Here is a 10736-nt window from a genome sequence, read left to right on the forward strand (position 1 = left end):
GGCTGGGGCTCGGCGGACTCGGCGACCGCCGGCCGGGACAGATCTCCGGCGGCCAGGCGCAACGCGTCGCGCTCGCGCGGGCCCTCGCCTCGGACCCCGCCGTGCTCCTCCTCGACGAACCGCTCGCCGCCCTCGACAGCCGCACCCGCGTCGAGACCCGCGGGACACTGCGGCGGCACCTCGCCGACTTCCCGGGTCCGGTCGCCGTCGTCACCCACGACCCCATCGACGCGATGGTCCTCGCCGACCGGATCGTCGTCCTCGAGGACGGGCGGGTCGTCCAGGACGGCTCGCCCGGGGAGGTCGCCCGGCACCCGCAGACCGACTACGTCGCGCGGCTCGTCGGCCTCAACCTGTATGCGGGGCAGCTGGACCGCGCGTCGCATGCCGTGGCGCTCGACGCCGGGGGCCGCCTCGTCGTCGCCGACCTCGGCACCCTGCGGGACGGCGCCCGGGTCCTCGCCGTCGTCCGTCCGGCGGCGATCACCGTGCACGTCGAGCAGCCGCTGCACACGAGCTCGCGGAACGTGTGGGCGGCCACGGTCGCCGATCTCGAGGTCGTCGGCGACCGGGTCCGCGTGGCCGTCGACGGCGCGCCGTCGGCTCTCGTCGACCTCACCCTCGCCGCCGTGGCCGAGCTCGACCTCCGGCCCGGCATCCCGGTCTGGCTGTCGGCCAAGGCGACCGACATCGACGCCTATCCGGGCACGGCGGTAGCGTCCCGGACATGACCTTCTCCATCGTCGCGCGGGACGGTGACGCGTTCGGCGTCGCCGTGGCGAGCCGGTTCCTCGCCGTCGGGTCCGTCGTCCCGAATGCCCGGATCGGCGTGGGGGCCGTCGCGACCCAGGCCTTCGCGAGGGTCAGCCTCCGGCACGAGCTGCTCGACGCCCTCGCCGGCGGGGAGTCCGTAGAGACTGCGCTGGAGCAGGCGCTGGCCGCCGACCCGCTCCGCGAGCAGCGACAGGTGGGACTCGTCGGGTGCCACGGCGCGAGGAGCTCCACCGGCGCCGACTGCATGGACTGGGCGGGTGGCCTCGCCGGGGAGTCCGGGGACGTCGCATACGCCATCCAGGGCAACATCCTCACCGGCCCCGAGGTCGTCCGCGCCATGGAGGAGGCCTGGCTGACGTCCGCGGGCCAGCCCCTCCCCCGCCGGCTGCTCGGCGCACTCCTCGCCGGTGACGCCGCCGGGGGCGACCGGCGGGGGCGGCAGAGCGCCGCGCTGTATGCGGTATGCCCGGGCGCCGGCTACGACGAGTGCGGAGTACTCGCCGACCTGCGTGTCGACGATCATCCGCAGGCCGCTCGGGAGCTCGCCCGGCTCGTCGAGCTGTCCGAGCTGTACTTCGGCGGGCCCGAGGATGTCGAGTCGCTCCGAGGCGATCTCGCCGAGGAGGTGCAGGAGCTGCTGGATCACGTTGGCGTGCAAGGGGATTCGGTCGCCGAGGCGCTGACCGCCTGGGCCGGCGAGGTGAACCTCGAGACCAGGCTCACCCCCGCCGGCATCGACCGGCGCGTCCTGGAGGAGCTGCGCCGGACGGCCGGCCGCTGACCGGCGGGAGGCAGGAGTACGTGGTGCACAGGCCCCGATCGGGTGGCAGAACGCCAGTGGGAGGTCGGGGGCTGTGGTGCGCAGGCCCCGATCGGGTGGCAGAACGCCAGGGGGAGGTCGGAGGGGTTTGTGGTGCACAGGCCCCGATCGGGTGGCAGAGCGCCAGTGGGAGGCAGGAGGTTGTGGTGCACAGGCCCCGATCGGGTGGCAGAGCGCCGCCTGAGGCCGCGGCCGGTCACGCGCCGTCGACGACCCACCACGCGGCATACGGGCTGAGCCAGACGACGCCATCGGCCCCGGCCGTCACGTCGTGGCCCGAGAGGGCGTTGACGGGGCGGCCGATGCCCTCCTCCCGGAGCACGTGGAGCGGGAACGGGCGCCAGTCGTCGGTGACGTTGTAGAGCCCGACGAACGGCCCGGCCGGGTGCGTCCTCGCTACGGCGAGGATCCCGTCGTCGGTGTCCTCGAGGACGCGGACGCGCGCCGAGGCGTGCAGCTGCGGGAGGGAGGCGCGGACTCGCGCGAGGTGGGCGAGCGCCTGGAACATCGCCCCGGGGACAGTGCCGATGTCGCTGCGCGACTCGGCGAGCGTCCAGTCGAGGCGGGGCCGGTGGGCCCAGCGGTTGTCGGCCTCGTGGCCCGGCTCGGCGGCCCAGTCCGGGTCGTTCGGCATGGCGAGCTCGTCGCCGCTCCACACGACGGGGATGCCGCCCCAGCCGTAGACGAGGGCGTAGCCGACGAACAGGCGCGCGAGGCCCTTCCCGGACTCCTCCTGTCCGCGGTCCGCGAGCGCTCCGGCCAGCGAGGCGGCGGTGCCGCTCGTCCGCTTGTCGCCCGTCACCGGGTTGACCTGGAAGAGCAGCCCGTCGCCCCACGACCCGTCGAGGTCCCCCGCGTACCAGTCGGCGAGGAAACGCCGGTGCAGCCACCCGTCGAGGCCGACCGCCGCCGCGTCGCCGTCGTCGATGGCCCAGCCGATGTCGTCGTGACAGCGCAGGTAGGTGATCCATGTGCCCGTCGGCGGCGTCGGGGGCAGGTGCGCGAGGGCGTGGCGGGCCAGCCGCGCGTCGCCGGTCGCGAGGACGTTCCACGCCTGGACCATGAGGCTGTTGTGGTAGGCCAGGTCACTCACCCGGCCCGCGTGGGCGCCGGTGCCGAGGTAGGGGACGAGGTCGCGAGGGCCGACGATCGCCTCGGCCTTGAAGGCCAGCGCCGGCGCGGCGATCCGCGCGACGGCCCGCAGGGCCTGGGTGATGGCGTGGACCTCGGGTTGGTTCTGGCAGTTGGTGCCCTTGCGCTTCCACATGAAGGCGACGGCGTCGAGGCGCAGCACCTCGACGCCGAGGCCGGCGAGGAACAGGACGATGTCGGCGAACTCGAGGAGCACGTCCGGGTTGGACCAGTCGAGGTCCCACTGCCAGGCGTTGAAGGTCGTCCACACCCAGCCGCCGACCTCGTCGTCCCACGTGAAGTTGCCGGGCGCGAAGTCGGGGAACACCTCCGGGAGGGTCTGCTCGTACTCGTCCGGCTCGGTGCGGTCGGGGTGGATGTGGAAGTAGTCGCGGTAGCGCCGCTCCCCCGCGGCGGCCCGCCGGGCCCATTCGTGCTCGCGGGCCACGTGGTTGAGGACGAGGTCGACGACGAGCGAGATTCCCTGTCCCCGAAGGACTTCGGTGAGGGACCGGAGGTCCTCCGTCGTCCCGAGGTCGGGACGGACCATGCGGTAGTCGGCGACGGCATACCCGCCGTCGTTGTCCCCGTCGCGCGGGCGGAGGAGCGGCATGAGGTGGAGGTAGGTGACGCCGAGCTCGCGCAGATAGCCCGCGCGCGCACCGACCTCGGCGAGGGTGCCGGCGAACCGCTCGGCGTAGCAGGCGTACCCCACCATGTCCGGCTGCTGGAGCCAGTCGGGCCGCAGCAGCCGGCGCGCGTCGAGCGCGTGGAGGGCCTCGTCGCGCTCGGCGTAGGCGGCCGCCGCACGGGTCACGAGCTGGGTCGCCAGGGCCTCCGCGCGGTCGCCGTAGAGCTCCTCGAGACTCGCCACGAGGTCTTCCCACCAGCGGTCGAGCCGCAGCCCGAAGTCGCGACGCCGGTCCGTCGTCAGCGCATCGAGGGCGGGGACCGCGGCGTCATGGGCCGACGGTGGAGCGAGATGCATGGCCCCATTCAACCGGACCCCAGGACGTGCGCGGGCCCGCGCCGAGTCCTCGGACGGCGGTCTGAGAGGGTGGCGCGGTGACCTCGGCCCGACCTGCCTCCGACGCGGGGCTGGGACCGGCGCGCACCGGGCTCCTCGTCCTCGCCGTCGCCGTCTTCGCCGCGGTGACGACCGAGCTGCTCCCCGTCGGTCTGCTGCCCCAGATCGGCTCCGCCTTCGGGGTGAGCGCCGGCACCGTGGGCCTCCTCGTCAGCGCGTATGCCGTCATGGTCGCGACCCTGTCGGTCCCCCTGGCTCTCGTGACGAGACGGCTGCCGCGCAAGCCCGTCCTCCTCGCGACGATCGGCGGCTACGTCGTGAGCAACGTCGTCGCGGCCCTCGCCCCGAGCTTCGGCGTCCTCGCCGCCGGCCGGATCGTCGGCGGCATCACCCACGCCCTCTTCTTCTCCGTCTGCATCGGCTACTCGGCGCGGCTCGTGCCCTCGACGCAGACCGGCCGGGCGATGGCGCTCGCGTCGGTCGGGGTGTCCGGGGGCCTCGTCCTCGGGGTTCCCCTGTCGACGGCCCTCGGTAGCGCCGTCGGGTGGCGGGTGGCGTTCGCGTGCCTCGCCGTGCTCGTGGCCCTCGTCCTCCTCCTCGCCGTGCTCGTCCTGCCACCCGTCACCGCGCCGCGCGGCGACGGCTCCCGGCACCCGGGGCGACGGCGCGACCTCGGCACGGTCGTCGTCGCGAACGGGCTCACCTACCTCGGCACCTACGTCCTCTACACCTACATCAGCGTCCTCCTGCTCGACGCGGGAGCCGCCGAGCGCTGGGTCGGACCCCTCCTGCTCCTCTTCGGGGCCTGCGGCCTCGTCGGTCTGCGCATCGCGGCGGCCCAGCTCGACCACCGGCCGAGGGCCAGCGCCATCGTCGTGCCGGCGCTCATGGCGGCCGGCGTCGCCGCGGTGGCCGTCGCATACCCACGGCTCGTGCCCGTCGTCGTGACGGCGATGGTGTGGCTGGCCGCCTTCGGCCCCGCCGCGTCGCTCTACCAGTCGGCCTCGATCCGCACCGCCGCGAGCTCCCCGGAGACGGCCGGCGCGTGGATCAACGCGAGCAGCAACGCGGGCATCGCCGGCGGTGCCGCGGTGGGCGCGGCGGTCATGGAACGGTCAGGCCTCACGTGGGTCGCCTGGACGGCGGCCGTCATCATCGTGCTGTCCGCGCTGCTCGCCCTGCTCGCCCGCTCGGCCTTCCCGCCCCGTGCCCCTCGATGACTCGTCGACGTCGATCAGGCCGTCGGCGTCACTCGAAGCGGGACGGATCCCCGGCGCCGACGCGGAGGACCTCGGCGACGTCGTCGGAGAGGTCGACGACCGTCGTCGGCTCGGCGCTCGTCTCCCCCGACTCGACGACCGCGTCGACGACGTGGTCGAGGGTCTCCTTCACCGACCAGCCGTCGGTCATCGCGTCCGTCTCGCCGGGCAGGATGAGCGTGCTCGACAGCATCGGCTCGCCGAGCTCGGCGAGGATCGCCTGGACGACGCGGTGGTCGGGGATGCGGACGCCGATCGTGCGCTTCTTCGGATGGAGCAGCTTGCGCGGCACCTCGTGGGTCGCGGGGAGGATGAACGTGTAGGGACCTGGGGTCGCCGCCTTGATGGCCCGGAAGACGCGGTTGTCGACGTGGACGAACTGGCCGAGCTGCGCGAAATCCTTGCACACGACCGTGTAGTGGTGCTTCTCGTCGAGCTGGCGGATGTCGCGGATGCGGTCCTTGGCACGCTGGTCCCCGAGCTGCGCGCCGAGGGCGTAGCCGCTGTCGGTCGGGTAGGCCACGAGGCCGCCGTCGCGGAGGACCGCGACGACCTGGGAGACGGCTCGCGGCTGCGGGTTGTCCGGGTGGATCTCGAGGTAGCGCGCCATGCTGCAGCCTAACGAGCGAGGCCGGCCCGCTGCGTGGCGGGGTGGGGCCGGATCACCTGTCGCGCATGACGATCGGGGTGCCGAGCTGGACCGTCCGGGAGACCGTGCACAGCCGGTCGTGGGACATCCCGATGGCGCGCGGGAGCATGTCGCGGGCCTTGTCGCCTCCCTCACCGTCGGGGAACCGGACCGTGAAGGTCACCTCGATCCCCGTCATGTGGTTGCCGTTCTCGTCGCTCACCTTGTCGCCCTCAGCGAGGACGTCGAACGACGTCGGCTCGGCCCGCTTGCTCGTGATGAAGTCGACGTCGACGGCGCTGCATCCCGCGATGGCGGTGAGGAGCAGCTCGACGGGCGTGAAGTCCTCGGAGTCTCCCCCGCCGATGGCGATCGTTCCGCCCCGCTCGTTCGTCACGGCATACCGGCCCTTGGCCACCCGTGTCATGGAGACGCTGCGGTGTCCCGTGCCCGTCCCGCCGGTCTGCTCCTGCGCCATCCGTCGTCCTCCGTGTCCACGCGACATCGCCGTATGCCATGCGCTCACCGTGCTGTCCCACCTCACCCTAGGGTGGGGGTCGTGACCCCACCGACGTCGCCCTCCGGCCATCTCGTCCTCCTCCGCCACGGAGAGACCGAGTGGTCGAAGTCGGGGCAGCACACCGGACGCACGGACCTCCCGCTGACCGAGCACGGGGAGGAGCTCGCCCGCGCGGCCGGCGCCCTCCTGCACGACTTCACCTTCGTCGAGACGCTCAGCTCGCCCCTCCAGCGCGCCCGCCGGACGGCCGAGCTCGCCGGGCTCCATCCCGAGGTCGACGAGGATCTCCTCGAATGGGACTACGGCGGGTACGAAGGGCTCACGACCGCCCAGATCCGCGAGCGTCTCGGCCACGAGTGGACCGTCTTCGCCGACGGTGTCGTCCCCGGCGAGACGCCCGGGGAGACGGTGGAGGAGGTCGCCGCGCGGGCCTCGCGGGTCCTCGCCCGGATCATGCCGGCGCTCGCCGAGGGGGACGTCGCGCTCGTCGGGCACGGCCACTGCCTGCGCGTCCTCACCGCGACCTGGCTGCGTCAGGAGCCGCGGATGGGCGCCCAGATCATCCTCGACGCCGGGTCGGTGAGCGTCCTGCAGTACGAGCGCGAGCAGCCCTGCATCCGGACCTGGAACCGGCTGCCCGTCCTCCCCACCGATTGATGGCCTCCGCCTGAGCTTGCAGCTTTATCGGGTGACCCGATAATCCGATGGCTCGCTTTATCGGGTGACCCCAGAACGCTGAGCTTCACCCGACAAGGGAAGTCGGGTGAAGCCACGTCTTCCGGGGTCACCCGATAAAGCGGGTCGGGTTGCCCAGCGAGGGTTCTGGGGTCACCCGATAAAGCTGGCGAGGCGCGCGGGGGAAGCGGGCCTCCCTCGAGTGGTGGCGGTGCGGAGGCGGGAGGTCAGGGCACGGGCCAGGTGTGGACCGGTTCGTTGGTATGCATGTGCTCGGCATACCGCTGGACCATGTGGGTGAGGGCGGTGCGCCGGTCCTCCCCGCGCGCCTCGAAGGCCTCGACAGCCGCCGTCTGCCACGTCGCGCCGTTGACGCCGAGCCGGGCTCGCTGCTCGATGATCCCGAGGAACCGGTCGCGGACCGCCTGCGAGACGCCCCACTCGGTGAGCCCCTGGTGGGCCATCGGCAGGAGGTGCCGCAGGACGAGCTCGTCGGCGCCGATCTCGCCGTACCCGGGCCAGTAGAGCCGCGCGTCGATGCCGAGCCGGGCGCACTCGCGGAAGTTCTCCTCGGCGGCCGAGAAGCTCATCTTCGTCCACACCGGACGGTCGTCGTGCGCGAGCATCCGGATCGCGCCGTAGTAGAACGCGGCGTTGGCGAGGGTGTCGGCGATCGTGGGACCGGCGGGCAGGACGCGGTTCTCGACGCGCAGGTGGGGACGGCCGCCGGCGGTGTCGTAGATCGGCCGGTTCCAGCGGTACACCGTGCCGTTGTGGAGGCGCAGCTCGTCGAGCGACGGCGCCTCACCCGCCTCGAACTTGGCGAGCGGGTCCTCGTCGGTCGTCTCCGCGAGCAACGCGGGGAAGTAGCGGCTGTTCTCCTCGAAGAGGTCGAAGATCGAGGTGATCCACCGCTCGCCGAAGAAGACGCGGGGCCGGACGCCCTGGTTCTTGAACTCGACGGGCCGGCTGTCGGTCGCTTGGCTGAACAGCTCGATCCGCGTCTCGGCGTGCAGCCGCCGGCCGAACAGGAACGGGCTGTTCGCCGCGAGCGCGAGCTGCGGGGCGACGAGGGCCTGCGCGGCGTTCCAGTGCTGGGCGAACTCGGCCGGCGTGACCTGGAGGTGGAGCTGGACGCTCGTGCACGCGGACTCCGGCCCGATGGAGTCGCAGTACTGCGAGACCCGCTCCCCCGTCGGACCCTCGATGTCGAGGTGGATGTCCTCGCCGCGGGCGACGAAGATCGAGTCGTTGAGGGCCGTGTAGCGGTTGTTCTCGCTGATCCACTCGCCGGTGAAGTGCTCGGGCATGATCGTGGGGAGGATGCCGATCGCGACGATGGAGGAGCCGACCTCCTCCGCCTTGGCCTCCGCCGCGTTGAGGCTCGTCCGGAGCTCCTCCTCGAGCTCGAGGGCGGAGTCGCCGGGCAGCGGGCGGGGCGGGACGTTGAGCTCGATGTTGTAGCGGGCGAGCTCGGTCTGGAACCCCGGGTCGGCGATGGCGGCGAGGGTCTCGGCATTCGCGAAATGCGGCTGGTAGTCGCCGTCGACGAGGTTGAGCTCGATCTCCAGCCCCGTCATCGGTCGCTCGAACTCGAACTGCTGGGTCGTCAGCATCCGCTCGAAGACGTCGAGGTCCTGCCGCACCTTCTCCCGGTAGCGCTGGCGTTGCTCTCGCGTGTAGCTCTGCGCTTCGACCTCTGCACCCATGACCAGACCCAACCACAGCCGAGGCCCGTCGTGGAAGCATCCGTCCACCCTGAGGAAGAACGGGCCACGCCGCATCCGGTCCCGGCCGTTGTCGGAGGGGTCTCATAGCCTGCGGGCATGCGCATGGTCCACACCTCCGACTGGCACCTGGGACGGTCGTTCCACGGGGTCGGACTCCTGCCTGCGCAGGCGGCATACGTGGATCATCTCGTCGACCTCGTGCGGCGTGAGCGGGTCGATGCCCTCGTCGTCTCCGGCGACGTCTACGACCGGGCGCTGCCGGCCCCCGACACCGTCGCGCTGCTGTCCGAGGCGGTGACCCGGCTCGTCGACACGGGGGCGCAGGTCGTCCTCTCCAGCGGCAACCACGACTCGGCGATCCGGCTCGGCTTCGCGGCCGGCCTCCTCGAGCGCTCCGGCCTGCACATCCGGTCGTCGGTCTCCGGCATCGCCCGTCCGGTCGTCGTCGAGGGGGTGGCGGTGTATGCCGTGCCCTACCTCGAGCCGTCCCAGGTCGCCGACGCGCTCGGCACCGAGGCGCGGACCCACCCCGGGGTCCTCACCGCGGCCATGGACGCGGTCCGTGCCGACGTCGCCGTCCGCGGACTGCCGTGCGTCGTCATGGCCCACGCGTTCGTCGCGGGTGGGGCGCCCACCGACTCCGAGCGCGACATCGCGGTGGGCGGGGTCAGCGTCGTGCACCCCGATGTCTTTGCCGGCGTCGACTACGCCGCGCTCGGCCATCTGCACCGCCCGCAGCAGGTCGCCGACGCGGTGCGCTACAGCGGCTCGCCCGTCGCCATGTCGTTCAGCGAGGCCGGTCACCGCAAGGTGTCCCTCCTCGTCGAGGTCGACGAGCGCGGACTTCGGCAGGTGGCGGAGGTCGAGGCGCCCGTCGAGCGGCCCATCGCCCTCCTGCGGGGCGACCTCGAGGAGCTCCTCGCCGATCCTCGGCACGCCGCGGCGGAGTCGGCCTGGGTGCAGGTCACCCTCACCGACCGGATCCGCCCGGCGGGTGCGATGGAGCGGCTGCGCGCCCGGTTCCCGTATGCGGTGGAGCTGCGGTTCGAGCCGACCGGCGCGCCGACGGAGATCTCGACGTATGCCGCCCGCATGCGGTCGGCCCGCTCCGAGGTCGACGTCTGCTGCGACTTCCTCGGCCACGTCCGAGGCGGTGTCGCGGCGAGCGACGCGGAGCGGCAGGTCCTCGTCGATGCCGTCGAGGCGGCCCGCCTGGCCCGCGCGGATGCCGACGACCGGGTGCCCTCCGAGGGACGTCGCAGCGGTGCCGCATGAGGATCCACCGACTGGAGGTCGAGGCGTTCGGCCCGTTCCCCGAGCGGGTCGTCGTCGACTTCGACGAGCTCACCGGCGGCGGGCTCTTCCTCGTCCACGGCCCCACCGGTGCCGGCAAGACGAGCCTGCTCGACGCCGTGTGCTTCGCCCTGTATGCCGGTGTGCCCGGCTCTCGGTCGAGCGGCGCGACGCTGCGCAGCCACCACGCGGCGGAGGGCGCCGTCCCGCGGGTCGTCCTCGACCTCACGGCCGCCGGCCGGCGGCTGCGGATCACCCGCCAGCCGCAGTTCACCAAGCCGGGCCGGCGCACCCCCGTCCAGGCGAAGGTCCGCCTCGAGGAGCTGCGACGCGGCACGTGGGAGGTCCTGTCCACCCGCCACGACGAGGTGGGCGACGTCGTCAACGACGTCATGGGCATGGGTCGCGCCCAGTTCGAGCGGGTCGTCGTCCTGCCGCAGGGCGAGTTCGCCGCCTTCCTGCGGGCGAGTGCCGAGGACCGGCGCAAGGTCCTCGACACGCTCTTCGACGTGTCGACCTACGCCGACGTGGAGGCCTGGCTCGCCGACCAGCGCCGGAGCCTCGCGGCCCAGGTGGACCGCTCATGGTCCGACCTCGTCCGTGCGACCGGTGCCCTCTCCGAGCTGCTCTCCCGGCGCCTCGAGCTCGACCGCGACTCCGCTCCGGGTCCGGAACCCGCGGCAGGTCAGGAACCCGCGACAGGTCAGGAACCCGCGACAGGTCAGGGACCGGCGGCCGGCGAGGCAGGCTCGGCGGCGCTCGGCATCCTCCTCGAGGCGCGACCCGACCTCGAGCGGCTGCGTCGAGCGCTGCCCGGCATCGGCACCGCGCTGGAGACGGCGGCGACCCGGGCGATGGTGGCCGAGGACGCTGCCGGGC

General features: G+C 72.9%; 10 protein-coding genes. 6 read left to right on the forward strand and 4 right to left on the reverse strand.

Features of this window, described 5'->3' with window-relative positions:
• Together BN12_RS13130 and BN12_RS13135 are read left to right on the forward strand one after the other, a co-directional pair.
• Positions 1-731 (forward strand): ABC transporter ATP-binding protein (locus BN12_RS13130; protein ID WP_157635715.1); only part of this gene is annotated, 731 nt, incomplete at its 5' end.
• Positions 728-1555 carry a DUF1028 domain-containing protein gene (locus tag BN12_RS13135; protein ID WP_048553102.1) on the forward strand — a complete coding sequence of 276 codons (828 nt, stop codon included), beginning with the start codon at positions 728-730 and terminating at the stop codon, positions 1553-1555. The genes BN12_RS13130 and BN12_RS13135, both read left to right, overlap by 4 nt.
• Positions 1556-1790: 235 nt before the next feature.
• On the opposite strand, the gene BN12_RS13140 is transcribed toward BN12_RS13135, so the two are convergent.
• On the reverse strand, positions 1791-3713 hold the full coding sequence (locus BN12_RS13140) for an alpha-amylase family protein (RefSeq protein ID WP_083454632.1): 1923 nt from the start codon (positions 3711-3713) through the stop codon (positions 1791-1793).
• 77 nt (positions 3714-3790) lie between these two features.
• Between BN12_RS13140 and BN12_RS13145 the strand changes: the two genes are divergently transcribed.
• The gene (locus BN12_RS13145) at positions 3791-4972 is read left to right on the forward strand and encodes an MFS transporter (RefSeq protein WP_048553104.1); all 1182 of its coding nucleotides are present in this window, start codon (positions 3791-3793) and stop codon (positions 4970-4972) included.
• Positions 4973-5000: 28 nt separating this feature from the next.
• Here the strand turns inward: BN12_RS13145 and BN12_RS13150 are convergent, their stop codons facing one another.
• Both BN12_RS13150 and BN12_RS13155 read right to left on the reverse strand, forming a co-directional pair.
• Entirely contained in the window at positions 5001-5621 is a 621-nt protein-coding gene (locus tag BN12_RS13150; protein WP_048553106.1) for an L-threonylcarbamoyladenylate synthase, read from the reverse strand.
• A gap of 52 nt (positions 5622-5673) precedes the next feature.
• Positions 5674-6117: an OsmC family protein gene (locus BN12_RS13155; RefSeq protein WP_048553108.1), complete on the reverse strand. Its 444-nt coding sequence runs from the start codon at positions 6115-6117 to the stop codon at positions 5674-5676.
• Positions 6118-6198: 81 nt separating this feature from the next.
• On the opposite strand from BN12_RS13155, the gene BN12_RS13160 reads away from it, so the two are divergent.
• Complete coding sequence (locus BN12_RS13160; protein ID WP_407667794.1) at positions 6199-6816, forward strand: histidine phosphatase family protein; 618 nt, start codon at positions 6199-6201, stop codon at positions 6814-6816.
• A 245-nt stretch (positions 6817-7061) separates the two neighbouring features.
• On the opposite strand, the gene BN12_RS13165 is transcribed toward BN12_RS13160, so the two are convergent.
• A complete protein-coding gene (locus tag BN12_RS13165; RefSeq protein ID WP_083454634.1) occupies positions 7062-8543 on the reverse strand; it encodes a glutamate-cysteine ligase family protein in 1482 nt (493 codons plus the stop codon).
• A gap of 117 nt (positions 8544-8660) precedes the next feature.
• On the opposite strand from BN12_RS13165, the gene BN12_RS13170 reads away from it, so the two are divergent.
• Both BN12_RS13170 and BN12_RS13175 read left to right on the forward strand, forming a co-directional pair.
• Positions 8661-9839 carry an exonuclease SbcCD subunit D gene (locus BN12_RS13170; protein WP_048553113.1) on the forward strand — a complete coding sequence of 393 codons (1179 nt, stop codon included), beginning with the start codon at positions 8661-8663 and terminating at the stop codon, positions 9837-9839.
• The coding region (locus BN12_RS13175; protein ID WP_048553117.1) for an AAA family ATPase at positions 9836-10736 on the forward strand (901 nt) is incomplete at its 3' end. The genes BN12_RS13170 and BN12_RS13175, both read left to right, overlap by 4 nt.

Source organism: Nostocoides japonicum T1-X7 (assembly GCF_001046855.1).
Classification (GTDB): Bacteria; Actinomycetota; Actinomycetes; order Actinomycetales; family Dermatophilaceae; genus Nostocoides; species Nostocoides japonicum.

What these genes read in the sequence shown, in the direction of transcription:
- BN12_RS13140 (WP_083454632.1), bottom strand. Translation starts at nt 3,713, where the DNA reads ATGCATCTCGCTCCACCGTCGGCCCATGACGCCGCGGTCCCCGCCCTC.
- BN12_RS13170 (WP_048553113.1), top strand. Translation starts at nt 8,661, where the DNA reads ATGCGCATGGTCCACACCTCCGACTGGCACCTGGGACGGTCGTTCCAC.
- BN12_RS13135 (WP_048553102.1), top strand. Translation starts at nt 728, where the DNA reads ATGACCTTCTCCATCGTCGCGCGGGACGGTGACGCGTTCGGCGTCGCC.
- BN12_RS13150 (WP_048553106.1), bottom strand. Translation starts at nt 5,621, where the DNA reads ATGGCGCGCTACCTCGAGATCCACCCGGACAACCCGCAGCCGCGAGCC.
- BN12_RS13165 (WP_083454634.1), bottom strand. Translation starts at nt 8,543, where the DNA reads ATGGGTGCAGAGGTCGAAGCGCAGAGCTACACGCGAGAGCAACGCCAG.
- BN12_RS13155 (WP_048553108.1), bottom strand. Translation starts at nt 6,117, where the DNA reads ATGGCGCAGGAGCAGACCGGCGGGACGGGCACGGGACACCGCAGCGTC.